Annotated in this window: 8 protein-coding genes; 6 read left to right on the top strand and 2 right to left on the bottom strand. The window is 68.2% G+C overall.

Annotated features, from left to right (window positions below; genetic code table 11):
• Nucleotides 1–5: 5 nt before the first annotated feature.
• Together N4G47_RS19410 and N4G47_RS19405 are read right to left on the bottom strand one after the other, a co-directional pair.
• A complete protein-coding gene (locus N4G47_RS19410) occupies nucleotides 6–752 on the bottom strand; it encodes a glutamine amidotransferase (RefSeq protein WP_475289674.1) in 747 nt (248 codons plus the stop codon).
• A complete protein-coding gene (locus N4G47_RS19405) occupies nucleotides 724–2,559 on the bottom strand; it encodes a GspE/PulE family protein (RefSeq protein ID WP_475289672.1) in 1,836 nt (611 codons plus the stop codon). The genes N4G47_RS19410 and N4G47_RS19405 overlap by 29 nt, the downstream gene beginning before the upstream one ends.
• Before the next feature lie 83 nt (nucleotides 2,560–2,642).
• On the opposite strand from N4G47_RS19405, the gene glyQ reads away from it, so the two are divergent.
• The 6 genes from glyQ (at nucleotide 2,643) to N4G47_RS19375 (ending at nucleotide 17,475) form a co-directional block, all read left to right on the top strand.
• Nucleotides 2,643–3,554 (top strand): glycine--tRNA ligase subunit alpha, encoded by a 912-nt coding sequence (glyQ, locus tag N4G47_RS19400; RefSeq protein WP_049430272.1) that lies wholly within the window; start codon nucleotides 2,643–2,645, stop codon nucleotides 3,552–3,554.
• Between the two features lie 74 nt (nucleotides 3,555–3,628).
• Nucleotides 3,629–5,704 carry a glycine--tRNA ligase subunit beta gene (gene glyS / locus N4G47_RS19395; RefSeq protein ID WP_475289670.1) on the top strand — a complete coding sequence of 692 codons (2,076 nt, stop codon included), beginning with the start codon at nucleotides 3,629–3,631 and terminating at the stop codon, nucleotides 5,702–5,704.
• Nucleotides 5,705–5,941: 237 nt separating this feature from the next.
• Nucleotides 5,942–7,738, top strand: a complete 1,797-nt coding sequence (locus N4G47_RS19390) for an autotransporter assembly complex protein TamA (RefSeq protein ID WP_107232659.1) — start codon at nucleotides 5,942–5,944, stop codon at nucleotides 7,736–7,738.
• Nucleotides 7,735–11,595, top strand: coding sequence for a translocation/assembly module TamB domain-containing protein (locus N4G47_RS19385; RefSeq protein WP_475289667.1), 3,861 nt, complete (start codon nucleotides 7,735–7,737; stop codon nucleotides 11,593–11,595). The genes N4G47_RS19390 and N4G47_RS19385 overlap by 4 nt, the downstream gene beginning before the upstream one ends.
• Nucleotides 11,596–11,730: 135 nt before the next feature.
• Nucleotides 11,731–13,878 (top strand): S46 family peptidase, encoded by a 2,148-nt coding sequence (locus tag N4G47_RS19380; RefSeq protein ID WP_475289665.1) that lies wholly within the window; start codon nucleotides 11,731–11,733, stop codon nucleotides 13,876–13,878.
• 138 nt (nucleotides 13,879–14,016) lie between these two features.
• The gene (locus N4G47_RS19375) at nucleotides 14,017–17,475 is read left to right on the top strand and encodes a hybrid sensor histidine kinase/response regulator (protein ID WP_475289663.1); all 3,459 of its coding nucleotides are present in this window, start codon (nucleotides 14,017–14,019) and stop codon (nucleotides 17,473–17,475) included.
• Nucleotides 17,476–17,613 lie beyond the last annotated feature (138 nt).

Raw genomic sequence — 17,613 nt, 5'->3', positions numbered from 1 at the left:
GCCGATTATCCCTGTTTTGCCACCGGCTGGGCGGAAGACAGCCGCGCCTGGCGGACGAAGCGGCGCAGCAGCTGGCGCGCCAGTGGCGCGGCACTGACCGCGCGCTCGATGCTGCGGGCACAGCCGCCGTGGCGGCCGATGCAGTCGGCGCGGGCGCGCACGTAGCCACGCATGTGGTGGGTGGCGAACTCCGGATGGAACTGCACGCCCCAGGCCTGGCGCCCCCAGCGGAAGGCGTGGCAGCCGTCCAGCGGCGAACGGGCCAGCACCTCGGCGCCGTCGGGCGCGCGCAGCACGGTCTGCAGGTGGGTGGCGTGCGCGGCGAAATGCTGCGGCAGGCCCTGGAACAGCGGGTCCTGTGCGGCCTGCGGCTGCAGTTCCAGCTCGATCGTGCCGGACTCGCGGCCGGCCGGGTTGTAGGCCACTTCGCCGCCCAGCGCGTGCGCCAGCAGCTGATGGCCGTAGCAGATGCCAAACAACGGGCGGTCGTCGTGGGCAGCCTGGCGCAGCCATGCGGCGCTGCGCTCGCTCCAGTCGGCGTGGTCGGTGACGAACGCCGCCGAGCCGGTCACCAGCACGCCGGCGAAGGCGCGCGGGTCGGGCAATGCATCGCCATGTTCAACATCGACCACCACGGTCTCGTGTTCTTCCAGCCCGGCGGCCACGCGGATCCAGTGCGGGAAGCGCCCGTAGCGGCGCAGCGACGGCACCGGGCGGCCGGTTTCAACGATCAGGAAGGGCGCTGGGTTCATCCGGAGGGGGCAGCACTGACAGGACTTCCTCGATTGTAGTCAGCCCCTGTGCCACCTTTTCAAGCCCGGCCTGGCGCAGCGTTCGCAGCCCTTCAGCCCGCGCGGCGCGACTGAAACCGGCCAGATCCATGTCGGCACGGATCTGCCCGCGCAGCCGCGAGCCCAATGGCAGCAGCTCATACAGGCCGATACGGCCGAGGAATCCGGTGCGTCGGCACTCCAGGCAACCGACCGGTCGACAGGGTGTGGCGTCATCTGGATATGCCTCCTGGCTATCAGCCAGGACCGCCCAATCGGCCGCGCCAAGGCTGTGCGGCTGCTTGCAGTGCGGGCACAGCGTACGCACCAGGCGCTGGGCGAGGATACCGTTGAGGGTGCTGGCCAGCAGGTAGTGCGGCACGCCCAGGTCGAGCAGGCGGGTGACCGCCGAGGGCGCGTCGTTGGTATGCAGGGTGGACAGCACCAGATGGCCGGTCAGCGAGGCCTGTACCGCCATCTGCGCGGTTTCCAGGTCGCGGATCTCGCCGATCATGATGATGTCCGGATCCTGCCGCAGCAGGGTGCGCACGCCGCTGGCGAAGTCCAGGTCGATGTTGGCCTGCACCTGCATCTGGTTGAACTCGGGTGCGATCATCTCGATCGGGTCTTCCACCGTGCACACGTTCACGTCCGGGGTGGCCAGCCGCTTCAGCGTGGAATACAGGGTGGTGGTCTTGCCCGAGCCGGTTGGGCCGGTGACCAGCACGATGCCGTGCGGGCGCTCGACCAGCGCGTTCCAGCCGGCGGCTTCCTGCGGGCTGAAGCCGAGCTGGTCGATGCTCTTGAAGGCGGCATCCGGGTCGAAGATGCGCATCACGCACTTCTCGCCGAAGGCGGTGGGCATGGTCGACAGGCGCATTTCGACCTCGCGGCCGCCCGGCGAGCGGGTCTTGATGCGGCCGTCCTGCGGGCGCCGGCGCTCGGCCAGGTCCATGCGGCCGAGCACCTTGATGCGGCTGACCACGGCGGTCATCACCGCCGGGGGTACCTCGAACACCTTGTGCAGCACGCCGTCGATACGGAAACGCATGCGCCCCATCTCGCGGCGCGGCTCCAGGTGGATGTCCGAGGCGCGCTGCTCGTAGGCGTACTGCAGCAGCCAGTCGACGATGTGCACGATGTGCTGGTCGTCGGCGTTGACGTCGCCGGTGCGGCCCAGCTCAACCAGCTGCTCGAAGCTGGGCAGGGTGGTGTTGACCTCGCCGCGCACGTCGCCGCGGGCGCCCCGCACCGAGCGGGTCACCCCATAGAACTCCATGGTGTAGCGGTGCAGGTCCAACGGATTGACCACCGCCAGCTCGACCCGGCGGCGGGTGAGGTGCTGCAGGTCACGGCGCCATTCCTGCACCAGCGGCTCGCTGGTGGCCACCAGCACGCGCTCGGCATCCACCGCCAGCGGCAGGAAGCGATGGCGGCGGGCATAGGCGTGGGACACCAGCGCGGTGACCGTGGCCACGTCGACCCGGGTCGGGTCGATGCGCAGGTAGCGGCTGTCGGTGCGCCGGGCCAGCCATTCGGTGAGGCGCTCCAGGGTCAACTCGCCGCCGTCGCGGGCGGCCAGCTTGAGATTGGACAGCAGTACCAGCGGGTGCACTTCACTGGCGTTGCGCGCGCCCTGCGCGGAAAACCGCATGCGCTCCTGTTCCTGTTCGGCCACCAGGCCGTCGGCGATCAGGGCCGCGGCCACCTGCTCGAACTGCAGGCGTCCCCACGGCAGCGGTACGCCGCCAGCTTCGCCGGGCGTGCCCACCGGCAGCCGATGTTCCATCTGCCTGCTCCTCCCGGGTACGGAATGCCCCGCAGGTCGGCCGTTATACTAGCGCACCCCCTTGCCGGCCAAGAATCGTCCGAATGTCCGCGACCCCGACCGTTCCGATCACCTTCCAGGGCCTGATCCAGACCCTGAACCAGTTCTGGGCCCAGCAGGGCTGCGTGCTCATCCAGCCGCTCGACCTGGAGGTGGGCGCCGGTACCTTCCACCCGGCCACCTTCCTGCGTGCGATCGGTCCGGAAGGCTGGAACGCGGCGTACGTGCAGCCGTCGCGGCGCCCCACCGACGGCCGCTACGGCGAGAACCCGAACCGTCTGCAGCGCTACTACCAGTACCAGGTGGCGATGAAGCCGGCGCCGGACAACATCCAGCAGCTGTACCTGGATTCGCTGAAGGCCCTGGGCATCGACCCGCTGGTGCACGACCTGCGCTTTGTCGAGGACAACTGGGAATCGCCGACGCTGGGCGCCTGGGGCCTGGGCTGGGAAGTCTGGCTCAACGGCATGGAAGTGACCCAGTTCACCTACTTCCAGCAGGCCGGTGGCCTGGAATGCCGCCCGGTGCTGGGCGAGATCACCTACGGTCTCGAACGCCTGTGCATGTACCTGCAGAACTGCGACAACGTCTACGACCTGGTCTGGACCTATGGCCCGGACGGGCAGCCGGTGACCTACGGCGACGTCTACCACCAGAACGAGGTGGAGCAGAGCACCTACAACTTCGAATACGCCGACGTGGAAGAGCTGTTCCATCGCTTCGATGCCTGCGAGCGTGAGGCGCAGAAGCTGGTGGAAGTGAACCTGCCGCTGCCGGCCTACGAACAGGTGATGAAGGCCAGCCACACCTTCAACCTGCTCGACGCACGCCGCGCGATCAGCGTGACCGAGCGCCAGCGCTACATCCTGCGCGTGCGCGCGCTGGCCCAGGCGGTGGCCAAGGCCTACTACGAGCAGCGCGAGAAGCTGGGCTTCCCGGGCGCGAAGAAGGCCTGACGGCCGCTCTCCCTCCCTCAACTTCCGGGGCGCCGGACGCGTTGCGCGCTGCGCCCCACCACAGGATCGAACCGATGAGCCAACTGTCCCCCCTGCTGATCGAACTGGGCACCGAGGAGCTGCCGGTCAAGGCGCTGCCGGGCCTGGCCCAGGCCTTCTTCGACGGCGTTGTTGAAGGCCTGCGCAGCCGCGGCGTCGCGCTGGAACTGGGCGATGCGCGCCCGCTGTCGACCCCGCGCCGGCTGGCCGTGCTGCTGCCCGGCGTGGGCCTGGAACAGCCGGAACAGCGCAGCGAAGTGCTGGGCCCGTACCTGAACATCGCGCTGGACGCCGAAGGCCAGCCGACCAAGGCCCTGCAGGGTTTCGCGGCCAAGGCCGGGATCGACTGGACCGCGCTGGAAAAGACCACCGACAACAAGGGTGAGCGCTTCGTGCACCGCGCGGTGAGCCCGGGTGCGCGCACCGCCAGCCTGCTGCCGGAGATCCTGCGCGAGGCGATCGCGGCGATGCCGATTCCCAAGCCGATGCGCTGGGGCGACCACGCCTGGGGCTTCGCGCGCCCGGCGCACTGGCTGGTGCTGCTGCACGGCGCCGAGGTGGTCGAGGCCGAACTGTTCGGCCTGCAGGCTGGCCGCGTCAGCCGTGGCCATCGCTTCCACCACGACCAGGCCGTGTCGCTGGCGCAGCCGCAGGACTATGTTGAAGCGCTGCGCGCCGCCTTCGTGCTGGTTGACCCGAGCGAGCGCAGCGCGCGCATCGTGGCCGAGGTCGAGACCGCCGCAGGCAAGGCCGGTGGCAGCGCCCGCATCACCGAGGACAACCTGGAGCAGGTGGTGAACCTGGTCGAGTGGCCGTCGGCGGTGCTGTGCAGCTTCGAGCGCGCGTTCCTGGCGGTGCCGCAGGAAGCGCTGATCGAGACCATGGAAATCAACCAGAAGTTCTTCCCGGTGCTGGACGACAGCGGCACGCTGACCGAGAAGTTCATCGGCATCGCCAACATCGAATCGAAGGACGTGGCCGAAGTGGCCAAGGGCTACGAGCGCGTGATCCGCCCGCGCTTCGCCGATGCCAAGTTCTTCTTCGACGAGGACCTGAAGCAGGGCCTGGTGTCGATGGGTGACGGCCTGAAGACGGTGACCTACCAGGCCAAGCTGGGCAGCGTGGCCGACAAGGTGGCACGCGTGGCCGCGCTGGCCGAAGCGATCGCGCCGCAGGTGGGTGCCGACGCTGCGCAGGCCCGACGCGCCGCCGAGCTGGCCAAGAACGATCTGCAGTCGCGCATGGTCAATGAGTTCCCGGAACTGCAGGGCATCGCCGGCCGCCACTACGCGGTGGCCGGTGGTGAAGCGGCCGAGGTGGCGCTGGCCATCGACGAGGCCTACCAGCCGCGTTTCGGTGGCGATGACATCGCGCTGTCGGCGCTGGGCAAGGTGCTGGCCATTGCCGAGCGCGTGGACACCCTGGCCGGCGGTTTCGCCGCGGGCCTGAAGCCGACCGGCAACAAGGACCCGTTCGCCCTGCGCCGCAATGCGCTGGGCCTGGCCCGCACGATCATCGAAAGCGGCTTCGAGCTTGACCTGCGCGCGCTGCTGGCCAGCGCCAACGCCGGGCTGGCCGCGCGCAACGTGCAGGCCGATGTCGGCGAGCTGTACGACTTCATCCTCGACCGCCTGAAGGGCTACTACAGCGACAAGGGCGTGCCGGCCACGCATTTCAACGCCGTGGCCGAGCTCAAGCCAGCCTCGCTGTACGACTTCGACCGCCGCCTGGATGCCATCGGCACCTTCGCCGCGCTGCCGGAAGCCGAGGCGCTGGCTGCGGCCAACAAGCGCATCCGCAACATCCTGCGCAAGGCCGAGGGTGATATCCCGGGCCAGATCGACACGGCGCTGTTGCAGGAAGATGCCGAGCGCGCGCTGGCCGAGGCGGTCACTGCGGCCATCGATGACACCGGCGCCAGCCTGCAGCACAAGGATTACGTGGCCGTGCTGGCACGCCTGGCGCGCCTGCGTCCGCAGGTCGATGCGTTCTTCGACGGCGTCATGGTCAACGCCGAGGATCCGGCGCTGCGTGGCAACCGCCTGGCGCTGCTGACGCTGCTGGGCGAGCGGCTGGGCAAGGTGGCGGCGATCGAGCATCTGTCGAGCTGACGCCGTATCGGTCGTGCCGGCCGCTGGCCGGCATTGCCAGGATCCCGCAATGCCATGTTGCCGGCCAGCGGCCGGCACTACCGCGGATGTCCATCGGGGTCATCGCCGGCAGCGCACACGCTGCCGGCATCCTCGCCTGCGATCGCGATGATCGCCACACAGGCGCGTAATTTGACCGCAACTTAACAACCGATCCTCAAGGGCGTGATGCATTTCGCATCGTCACCTTCGGTCGGTATGCTGTGCCGCATGCAGCCAAAGAATTACGCCCTGCCGCTGATGGTCCTGTCGCTGGCCGCCACCTCCGTGGCCCACGCGCGCGGCACCATCGACAAGGTGGACATCAAGGGACTGGACAAGGGCGACGACGCCGCAATCATCGAGAACATCCAGGAATCGCTGTCGCTGTACGACACGATCGGCAAGGAACAGGGCGAATCGCGCCTGGAGTACCTGCTGTCGCAGGCCGAGCGGCAGACCCGCCAGGCGCTGGAGCCGTTCGGCTACTACAACCCGGTGATCACTGTTGAAGCCCCGCGCGAGAACGAGCATGTGCGGGTGCTGATCCATGTCGACAAGGGCACCCCGGTGACCGTGCGCCGCGAGCACATCGACATCACCGGCCCGGCCATGTACGACCAGTACCTGCAGGATGACCTGGCCGCGTTCAAGCCGCGCAAGGGCCAGCGCTTCGAGCATACCCAGTACGAAGCCAGCAAGATCACCATCACCCGGCGCCTGGCTGAACGCGGCTATTTCGATGCCGACTACACCCAGCGCCAGGTGCAGATCACCCGTGCCGACAATGCCGCCGACATCGACCTGACCTGGGACAGCGGCCGCCGTTACAACATGGGCCCGGTGCGTTTCGAGCAGGACTACTTCGTCGACAAGCTGTTCGACCCGCTGGTGTACTGGGAGCAGGGCAGCTATTTCCATGAGGGCAAGCTGGACCGGCTGCGGCAGTCGCTGACCAAGCTGGACTACTTCAGCGTGATCGACATCCAGCCGCGGCCCGACCAGGCCGATGAGAACGGCGAAGTGCCGGTGGATGTGAAGCTGACCCGTGCCAAGCGCACCATCTACACGGCCGGTCTGAGCTACGGCAGCGAGAGCGGGCCGGGTGTGCGAGGCGGCATCGAGCGGCGGTTCCTGAACAACCGCGGGCACAAGATGAACACGCAGCTGGACTATGCGCAGAAGCGCAAGAGCCTGGTGACCAGCTACCGCATCCCCGCCTTCAACTGGCTGGACGGCTGGTATACCTTCGCCGCCAGCGCCTACGACGAACAGACCGACTACATCGACCTGCGCAACTTCAAGCTGATTGCCAGCCGCAGCGGCGAGATCAACGAGCACTGGACCGCGATCGCCTCGATCAACGCGCTGCGCGAGCGCTGGCGCTATGCCTCCGGCACCGAGTTCACCGATGCGGTCTACAACACCTCGACGCTGGTGTACCCGCAGATGGTCGCCGACTACGTCAACGTCGACGACGAGATGTTCCCGCGCAAGGGCATCAGTGGAACCGCGACGATGCGTGCCGGCGTCGAGGGCGCCGGCTCCGATACCAGCTTCGTGCAGGCCAATGCCGTGCTGCGCTGGTACATCCCGGTGGGTGAAAGCAATCGCCTGATCCTGCGCGGCGAAGGCGGCACTACCTGGACCAGCGACCTGGTGGCGATGCCGCCGAGCCTGCGCTACTTCGCCGGTGGCGACCGCAGCATCCGTGGTTACGCCTACCGCGAGGTGGGCCCGCGCACGCCGGCACCGGACAAGTACGCGCTGGGTGCCAAGAACCTGGTGATCGGCTCGGCCGAGTACGAGCACTACTTCAACGGTGGCCCGTGGGGTGCGGCGGTGTTCGTCGATACCGGCAGTGCCTTCGACAACACCATCGACCTGCATACCGGCGTCGGCTTCGGCGTGCGCTGGAAATCGCCGGTGGGTCCGGTGCGCGTGGATATCGCCCACGGCCTGAACAATCCGGATTCTCAGTTCCAGCTGTACCTGAACATCGGAGCGGACCTGTGAGCACGCCCGCACCGAGCCCGAACCCGAACACGCCGCCGCGCGTGCGCTTCTACCGCCGCCGGCGCTTCTGGGCCTGGTCCGGCGTGGGTGTGATCGGCCTGGTGCTGCTGGCGTTGTTGGCGGTGTACTGGCTGCTGCAGACCGTGGCCGGCCGTGACGTGCTGCTGGCGCAGGTGGTGGCGCGCCTGCCGGTGGGTGCCAGCTTCACCTGGGACAAGGTGGATGGCCCGGTGGCCGGTCCGCTGACCTTGTACAACGTCGATTTCCGCTATGACGACATCCATTTCCACGCCGAGCGTGCGCACCTGGAGCCGGACCTGCGCCCGCTGCTGGGCCGCAAGCTGCTGCTGGACAAGCTGGAGCTGACCAACGCGACCTTGAACCTGGCCAAGAGCGATGAGCCGTTCAAGCTGCCGTCGTGGCCGGATTCCCTGCCGCAGATCGAGATGCCGCTGGCGATCCAGGCCGATGCCATCGCCATCGATGGTTTCCGCATCAGCCAGGCCAACGAGCCGGTGATCGACATCAGCCGCGTGCGCGGTGGCATCGAGATCGCCAACGGCGAATTCCAGGCGCGCAAGCTGGTGGTGGACAGCGACATGGGCAACTTCACTGCCCAGGGCCGCTATATCCCGGCCAAGGACTACGACACCGACGTGACCGTCACCGCGGTGCTGCCGGCACCGCGTGGGCGCACCGCCGCCACGGTGGGGCTGGTGGCACGCGGCGATCTGGCGCACATGGAAGTGGCCGTGGCCGGGCGTGCACCGAAGCCGTTGCACGCGATGCTGGTGTTCGACGGGCGCACCGATCCGACCTGGAACGCCAGCGTGCGCAGTGAGGAGCTGGATCTGACGCTGCTGTCGCCGGCCCTGGCAGGTTCGGCGATCGCGCCGCTGGCGCTGGATTTCACTGCCAGCGGCAAGGGCGGCAACGCCAACCTGCACGGCAGGGTGAAGCAGGGTGAGCAGGAACTGGAGCTGGCCCCATCGGTGGTCTCGCTGCAGGACCAGGTGCTGAAGGTGTCGCCGTTGGTGGTGAAGGGCCTGGGCGGTGAAGCGCGCCTGGAAGGCACCGCCGATTTCAGCAAGGAAGACCAGCAGACGCTCAATTTCTCGGTGGTGGCGCACGATCTGACCTACGTGCCGGCGCCCGACCCGAACACCGCCGGCAGCGCACCGGTGCCGGTGACGCTGAAGGAAGCACGCTTCGGCCTGGCCGGTACGCTCAAGGCCTGGGCGGCGATCGGCCGCGCCGATGTCGAACGTGATGCACAGAAGGCGCAGCTGCGCTTCGACGTGCGTGGCAACGACCAGGCCGCGTCGATCCACCAGCTGCAGGCGCAGACGCCGGGTGGCCAGCTGCAGGTGGAAGGCCAGGTGGCGTGGGCGCCGCAGCTGGACTGGGACGCCAAGGCCACGCTGAAGGACTTCGACCCCGGCTATTTCGTGCCGGGCTGGAACGGCCGCCTGTCCGGCAATCTGGCGTCCAAGGGCCGTCAGCTGCCGCCGCCGGCCAATGCGCCGCCGGGCACCGCCGCCACCCTGGAGGCCACGGTGGATCTGCCGTCGCTGAAGGGCATCCTGCGCCAGCGCAATCTCGATGCGCAGGGCAAGTTCGCGCTGCAGGGTGATCAAGGCCAGGGCGAGCTGAAGCTGGCCCTGGGCAGCAGCCGGGTGACCGCGTCGGGCAAGGTCGGCGACCGCCTCGACATCGATGCGCGTTTCGAACCGTTGCAGCTGAGTGATCTGCTGCCGGGCGCCGATGGCGGCCTGCGCGGCCAGGTGCAGGTGAAGGGCCCGCGCGACGCACCGGACATTACCGCCGACCTGGTCGGCAACAACCTCAACTGGGATGGCTACGGCGCCGAGAGCGTGAGCATCAAGGGCCACCTGCCCTGGCGCGGCGACAGCGGCACGCTGGCGGTGCAGGGCCAGCAGGTCAACGCCGGCATGCTGCTGGAACGACTCAACATCGATGCGCAGGGTAGTGTTTCCAACCTGCGCCTGGCCGCGCAGACCCGCAACGAGATGGGCGCGGTGGAGCTGCAGGGCAGCGTGCGCCAGCAGGGCACGCAGTGGCGCGGCGAGCTGGCGTCGCTGCGCATCGCACCGGTGAAGGGCGATGCCTGGTCATTGCGCGCACCGGCGGCGTTCGCGATCAATGGCAGCACCTACACCCTGTCCGAAGCCTGCCTGGCCGCCGCCAGCAGCGGCGCGCTGTGCGCACAGGCGAACTGGCCGCGCGAGGGCCTGGTGGTGCGCAGTGACGCGCTGCCGCTGGCGCTGGTGCAGCCGTGGCTGCCACCGCAGTCCGGTCGCCGCATCAACCTGCGCGGTGAGGTCAGCCTGGACGCACAGATCCGCCCGCGCGGCAACGCCTGGGAAGGCCACGTGGAAGTGCGCTCGAAGGAAGGCGGCATCCGCCTCGGCGAGAGCCGCGTCACGGTGGGCGATACCACCCGTGGCGAGCTGGTGCGCTATGACCAGTTCTCGCTGAAGCTGGACATGACCCCGGCCAGCATCAAGGGCTACCTGGGCATGGGCTTCCAGGGCAACGGCTTCGTCGACGCCAAGATGCAGACCGGCTGGGAAGCCAGTGCGCCGCTGAACGGTGAGCTCTACCTCAACATGTCGCGGTTGTACTGGCTGGAGCTGTTCTCGCCGGACATTGTGCGCCCGACCGGCCTGATCGAAGGCCACGTCAGCCTGCGCGGCACGCGCGGCCAGCCATCGCTGGGCGGTGATGCACAGCTGAGCAACTTCAAGGGCGAATTCCCGGCGCTGGGCCTGACCTTCGACCAGGGCAAGGGCAGCTTCGTGGCCCAGCCGGATGGTTCGGCCAAGATCACCGCGCAAGCCAACTCCGGCCAGGGCACGCTGTATGTGGATGGTGGCCTGTCGTGGTTCGGCGATGCACAGCCGCTGCAGCTGAAGATCCATGGCGAGAACGTGCTGCTGTCCAACACCAGCGAACTGCGCATCGTCGCCAATCCCAATCTCGACTTCACCCTGGCCAAGGCGGCGATGGAGCTGCGCGGCACCGTGCATGTGCCCGAGGCCGATATCGACCTCGAACGCCTGGACCGCGGGACCTCGGTGTCTGAAGACGTGGTGGTGCTCGACCCGGTGGATCCGGAAGAGTCGCGCACCTCGCCGCTGGACATGGACCTGACGGTGAGCCTCGGCGACAAGGTGAAGATGACCGGCTTCGGCCTGAAGGGCGCGCTGACCGGCAAGATGCAGGTGTGGGCCAAGCCGGGCCGCGAGATGACCGCCAACGGTGGCCTGGAAGTGAGCGGTCGCTACAAGGCCTACGGCCAGGACCTGACCATCACCCGTGGCAATCTCACCTGGAACTACAACGCGGTGTCCGACCCCCGCATCAACATCCGCGCCGAGCGCCGGATCGGTGATGTCACCGCCGGCATCGATGTGACCGGGCGCGCGCAGCAGCCGCGCGCGGACGTGTGGTCCGATCCGGCGATGTCGCAGTCCGAAGCACTGGCCTATCTGGTGCTGGGGCGCAGCCTGACCGGCGCCAGCAGCGACCAGACCCAGCAGGTCAATGCAGCTTCGGCGGCACTGTCGGCCGGCAGCGGCCTGCTGGCCTCGCAGCTGGGCGCCAAGCTGGGCCTGGACGATGCTGGTGTGAGCCAGTCGCGCGCGCTGGGCGGTTCGGTGATCGGCGTCGGCAAGTACATCTCGCCCAAGCTCTACGTCGGCTACGGCGTGTCGCTGGTCGGTGCCGGTTCGGTGATCACGCTGAAGTACCTGCTGCGCCGTGGCTTCGACGTGGAAGTGGAATCGAGCACGGTGGAAAACCGTGGTTCGATCAACTGGCGCAGGGAAAAGTAGCGCCACGCCATGCGTGGATGGGGCCACGCCGGGCCACGCCCGGCGGGTGCAATACCCACCCCCAACCATCGGCCGTTGCCCCGCCGGGCCCCAGCGGCTATGGTCCCGGGCTGTTCTGTCGTACCGGATTGCCTCATGTCGCCACGCAAAGCCCTTCCCACCGCCCTGGCCCTGGGCCTGACCCTCGCCGCCGGCGCGCATGCCGATGAAGGCATGTGGATGCCGACTCAGCTGCCGGAGCTGGCCAAGCCGCTGCGGGCGGCCGGTTTCAAGGGCAATCCGGCCGACCTGGCCAACGTCACCGCGCCGCCGCTGAGCGCGGTGGTGCGCGCCGGTGGTGGCACCGGTTCGTTCGTGTCCGCCGACGGCCTGCTGCTGACCAACCACCACGTGGCGATGGGCGTGATCCAGTACAACAGCTCGCCCGAGCACAACCTGATCGACAACGGCTTCATCGCCAATGGCCGCGCCGACGAGCGCCCGGCCAACCCGGATTTCCGCGTGCTGGTGACCGTCGGCTTCGACAAGGTGACCGATCAGGTGCTGGCCCAGGCCCGCGGCAAGACCGGCCGCGCCTACTTCGATGCGGTGGACGCGGCCAGCAAGCAGATCGTGGCCGAGTGCGAGAAGGACGGCAGCGTGCGCTGCTCGGTGGCCAACATGTACTACGGCACCGATTTCTACCGCATCGCCCAGCTGGAACTGAGCGATGTGCGCCTGGTGTATGCACCGCCGCGTGCGATCGGCAACTACGGCGACGAAATCGACAACTTCATGTGGCCGCGCCACACCGGTGACTTCACCCTGCTGCGCGCCTACGTGGGCAAGGACGGCAAGCCGGCCGCCTACAGCAAGGACAACGTGCCCTACCAGGCGCCGGCACACCTGCAGATGTCGGTGGAAGGCCCCAAGGAAGGCGATTACGCGATGCTGGCCGGTTACCCGGGCATCACCTACCGCCACCGCACCGCGGCCGAATTCGCCGGCCAGATCGATGCCGTGCTGCCGCGCCGCGTGTCGGTGTTCCAGCAGATGATCGACACCATCGAGGCCGCCAGCGCCAAGGACGCGCAGGCGCGCACCCGCTACGCCTCGCAGCTGCAGTCGCTGAAGAACAACCGCAAGCGCGCCGCCGGCGAGCTGGAAGGCCTGCTGCGCAGCGATGCCAAGGCCCAGCGTGCCGCCGACGAAACGGCGATGCTGGCCGCCACCGACCGCAGGTACCAGGGCGACATCAAGGCGCTGCTGGCCAACCTGTCGCAGGGTGCGGCGGTGGGCGAGCGTGACCTGCTGCTGGACCAGATGGCCGCACAGAGCCAGCTGCTGCGCTCGGCGCTGCTGCTGGAACGCCTGCGCATCGAATCGGCCAAGCCGGACGCGCAGCGCGAGAACGGCTACCAGCAGCGCGACCAGGCGATGATCGAAGGCGTGCTCAAGCAGGTCCAGCGCCGTTACGCGCCGGAGGTCGAGAAGGCCCTGCTGACCACCCTGCTGACCCGCTACCAGCAGCTGCCGGATGCGCAGCGCGTGGCCGAGTTCGACGCCGCCTTCGGCCGCACCCCGGCACAGCTGGCCAAGGCGCTGGACACCCTGTACGCCGGCACCCAGCTGGGTGACGAGGCACAGCGCCTGTCGCGCTTTGCCGCCGCGCGCGAAGGCAAGGCGCTGGCCGCCGATCCGCTGATCGCCGTGGCCGGCCCGCTGGTGGCCGCGCAGCTGCGCATCGAGAACGAGAGCAAGACCCGCGAAGGCGAACAGCTGCGCCTGCGCCCGGCCTACATGCAGGCGCTGTTCGCCTGGCGTGCCAAGCAGGGCCGCGCGGTGTACCCCGATGCCAACCGCACCCTGCGCATCAGCTACGGCAAGGTCGAGGCACTGCACCCGCGCGACGGGGTGACCTACTCGCCGGTGACCACCGTGGCCGGCATCGTCGAGAAGAACACCAACGCCTATCCGTTCGATGCACCCAAGCCGCTGCTGGCGGCGATCGCCAAGGGTGATTTCGGCAGCACCGCCGACCCGGCGCTGAAGACCCAGACGGTCAACTTCCTGACCAACCTGGATACCACCGGCGGCAACTCCGGTTCGCCGGTGCTCAATGCCAAGGGCGAACTGATCGGCCTGAACTTCGACAGCAACTGGGAATCGGTCAGCGCCAGCTGGTGGTTCGACCCGCGCTACAAGCGCGCCGTGCACGTGGACATGCGCTACCTGCGCTGGCTGCTGGCCAAGGTCTACCCGGCGCCCGAGCTGCTGAAGGAAATGGGCGTACCGGCGGAATAAGGCCGGTTGCTGGTGGGTGCCCACCGTTGGTGGGCACAGAAACCCGGTCACGACCAACGGTCGTGACCCACCGTCATGACCTACCCTCACGACCAACGGTCGTGATCTACTGGCCCCTCCTCCGACGGAAACACACGCGTGGTCTCCAGTTGGATCCTGCTGCTGGTCTCGGTTGCCTATGCCGCGCTGCTGTTCGGCGTAGCGTGGTGGGGTGACCGTCGGCCGATGTACCCCGACCGGCCGTGGCTGCGGCCGGTGGTCTACAGCCTGGCGCTGGCCGTGTACTGCTCGTCGTGGACCTTCTACGGCGCGGTCGGCACCGCCGTGCGCAACGGCGTGGGCTATCTGCCGATCTACATCGGCCCATTGCTGCTGCTGCTGTTCGGCTGGCGCATCATCGAGCGCCTGGCACTGATCGCACGCAGCCAGAACGTGGTCTCCATCGCCGATTTCATCTCCTCGCGCTTCGGCCGCTCGCGGCGGCTGGCGGCGCTGGTGGCGATCATCGCGCTGATCGGCATCATTCCGTACCTGGCCCTGCAGTACAAAGCGGTGGCGATGAGCCTGCAGGTGCTGACCGGCAACACCGGGCCGACCGGCTTCTTCAGCGACCCGGCGCTGTACGTGGCGCTGCTGATGGCGCTGTTCGCCACCCTGTTCGGCACCCGCCAGGTCGATGCCACCGAGCACCACCACGGCATGATGCTGGCCATTGCCTTCGAATCGGTGATCAAGCTGCTGGCCATGCTGGCGGTGGGCGTGTTCGCCTACCTGTGGCTGAGCAACCGCACCGACGCGGTGGTCGAATCGGTGCATACGCTGTTCACCGGCCTGCCGCCGGTGGGCTTCATCTCGCAGACACTGCTCAGCTTCCTGGCCATCATCTGCCTGCCACGCCAGTTCCACGTGGCCGTGGTCGAGTGCGGTGATGTGCGCGACGTGCGCCGCGCGCGCTGGATGTTCGGCGGTTACCTGGTGCTGATCTCGGCCATGGTGCTGCCGATCGCCACCGCAGGCGTGACCCTGTTCGGCACCGGTGGCAGCGTTGCCGATGATTCGATGGTGCTGGCGTTGCCACTGGCCGAAGGCCGCAACGCGCTGGCGCTGATCGCCTATGTGGGCGGTTTCTCGGCCGCCACCGGCATGGTCATCGTGTCCTCGATCGCGCTGGCCACCATGGTCAGCAACGATCTGGTGATGCCGGTACTGCTGCGCCGCAGTGGCGACCATCAGGAAGCGGCCGATGTTGCCTCGCGCGTGCTGTGGATCCGCCGCCTGGCGATCCTGATGCTGGCGCTGATGGCCTACAGCTACTACCGCACCAGCAGCAACGACAGCACGCTGGCCTCGTACGGGCTGATGGCGTTCGCCGCAGTGGCACAGTTCGCGCCGGGCCTGATCGGTGGCCTGTACTGGCGTGGCGCCAGCCGTCGCGGCGTCGAGACCGGCATGCTGCTGGGCTTCGCCACCTGGCTGTACACCCTGCTGCTGCCGGCGATGACCATGGCCGGCTGGGTTGATGCGGGCTGGGTGCAGCACGGACCGTTCGGCATCGAGTGGCTGCGCCCGCAGCAGCTGTTCGGCATGACCGGCTGGGATCCGCTGACCCACGGCACCTTCTGGTCGCTGCTGGTGAATGCGGCAACGATGATGCTGGTGTCCGCGCGCTGGCGCCCCGGCGTGGACGAGCGCCTGCGTGCCGCGCCGTTCCTCGACCCGTATGCCGAGCGCCCGTCGGTGGCAGGTGGCTGGCCCGGGCACGTGCATGTGGGCGATCTGCTGGCGCTGGCCTCGCGCGTGGTTGGCGAGCGCCATGCGCGGCGTTCGTTCTTCGAGCAGGCACAGTCGCTGGGCCGCGAGCTGCAATCCTCCGCGCCCGCCGACCGGCCCTGGGTGCAGTTCACCGAACGCTTGTTGGCCGCCTCGATCGGCGCAGCCTCCGCACGCCTGCTGCTGACCAGCCTGCTGCGCGGTTCGGGCATGGACCTGGGTGAAGTGGTGGCGGTGCTGGACGAAGCCGGGCAGGAGCTGCGCTTCAACCGCGAGATCCTGTCGACCACGCTGGAGAACATCAGCGCCGGGGTCAGCGTGGTCGACCCGGACATGCGCCTGACCGCCTGGAACCGCCGCTACCAGGACATGTTCGGTTACCCCGACGGCATGCTCTACGTGGGCCGCCCGGTGGCCGACCTGATCCGCTACAACGCCGAACGCGGTGAGCTGGGCGAAGGCGATATCGAGGTACAGATCAACCGCCGCATCGGCTACATGCGTGCCGGTTCACCGCATGTGTTCGAGCGCACCCGCAGCGACGGCAAGGTGATCGAGATGCGTGGTCAGGCGCTGCCCGGCGGTGGCTACGTGACCAGCTACAACGACATCACCGACTACAAGCACGCGGAAAAAGCACTGCTGGAAGCCAACGAGACGCTGGAACAGCGCGTGGCCGAGCGCTCGCACGAGGCTGAGGTCGCGCAGCAGTCGAAGACGCGCTTCCTGGCCGCGATCAGCCATGACGTGCTGCAGCCGCTGAACGCCGCGCGGCTGTTCGCCTCGGCATTGCGTGACAGCGACCACGTGAGCGACGAGCAGAGGCATCTGGCCGAGCGCGTGGACGCGTCGCTGCGTGCTGCCGAAGAACTGCTTGATGGCCTGCTGGATGTGTCGCGGTTGGATGCCGGTGGTCTGCACCCGGTGATCGGCGAGTTCGATGTGAGCGCGTTGATGCGCGAGCTGGCCGCGCAGTACACGCCGGTCGCCGCCGGTCGCGGACTGCGCCTGGACCTGTTCGCGCGGCCGGCCTGGGTACGCAGCGATCGCCGTCTGCTGCGCCGTGTGCTGCAGAACTTCCTGGCCAACGCGCTGCGCTACACACGGCAGGGGCGCATCGTGCTGGCGGTACGCCACCGTGGTGATGAGGTGGAACTGCAGGTGTGGGATACCGGACCCGGCATTCCCGAGCACCACATGCGGCAGATCTTCGACGAGTTCCACCGCTACCAGCAGCCGTTCGACTGGGGCGAACAGGGCCTGGGGCTGGGCCTTTCCATCTGCCAGCGCATCTCGCGCCTGCTCGATCATCGCCTCAACGCACGCAGCCGGGTAGGCAGTGGCTCGATGTTCTCGATCATTCTGCCGCGGGTGGCGCCGCTGCCTGGCTACACCGAGCTGGTCGCGCCCGCGGCGGCGGCCGCCGCACCGGTGCGCAGCGATTCCCTGGCCGGCCTGCGCGTGTTGTGCGTGGACAACGACGAGGAGATCCTGGACGGCATGCGCGCGCTGCTCGGCCGTTGGCAGGTGCAGGTGATCACTGCCGCCACCGTTGATCAGGCGCTGCAGAAGATTGCCGAGCGCCCGCAGGTGATGCTGGTGGACTACCACCTGCACGACCGCATGGACGGCCTGGATGCGCTGGTGGCATTGCGAGAAGCCGCCGGTTACCCGCTGCCGGGTGCGCTGCTGACCGCCGATGGTCGCGATGAACTGAAGCGGATGGCACGCGATCGCGGTTACCGCGTGCTGACCAAGCCGATCAAACCGGCCTCGCTACGCGCCTTCCTGGGCGCGCTGCGCGATGCCGGCAACAGCGATGCCTGATTGGTAACTGTAGAGCCGAGCCCGTGCTCGGCTCCGCGCGGAGCGCGGGTCTCCGTGGTCGGGCCGAAAAGCAGCCGAGCGTCGGCTCGGCTCTACAGATGCAGGTGCCGCGGGGTTCTGTAGAGCCGAGCCCGTGCT

The sequence above is a fragment of the Stenotrophomonas sp. GSD10 genome (assembly GCF_056172695.1).
The sequence above is the reverse complement of the archived record's forward strand: the minus strand, read 5'-3'. Positions and strand labels throughout refer to the sequence as shown.

Coding starts and splice junctions, on each gene's coding strand:
- N4G47_RS19380 (WP_475289665.1), top strand. CDS start 11,731: ATGTCGCCACGCAAAGCCCTTCCCACCGCCCTGGCCCTGGGCCTGACC.
- N4G47_RS19405 (WP_475289672.1), bottom strand. CDS start 2,559: ATGGAACATCGGCTGCCGGTGGGCACGCCCGGCGAAGCTGGCGGCGTA.
- N4G47_RS19390 (WP_107232659.1), top strand. CDS start 5,942: ATGCTGTGCCGCATGCAGCCAAAGAATTACGCCCTGCCGCTGATGGTC.
- N4G47_RS19410 (WP_475289674.1), bottom strand. CDS start 752: ATGAACCCAGCGCCCTTCCTGATCGTTGAAACCGGCCGCCCGGTGCCG.
- glyQ (WP_049430272.1), top strand. CDS start 2,643: ATGTCCGCGACCCCGACCGTTCCGATCACCTTCCAGGGCCTGATCCAG.
- glyS (WP_475289670.1), top strand. CDS start 3,629: ATGAGCCAACTGTCCCCCCTGCTGATCGAACTGGGCACCGAGGAGCTG.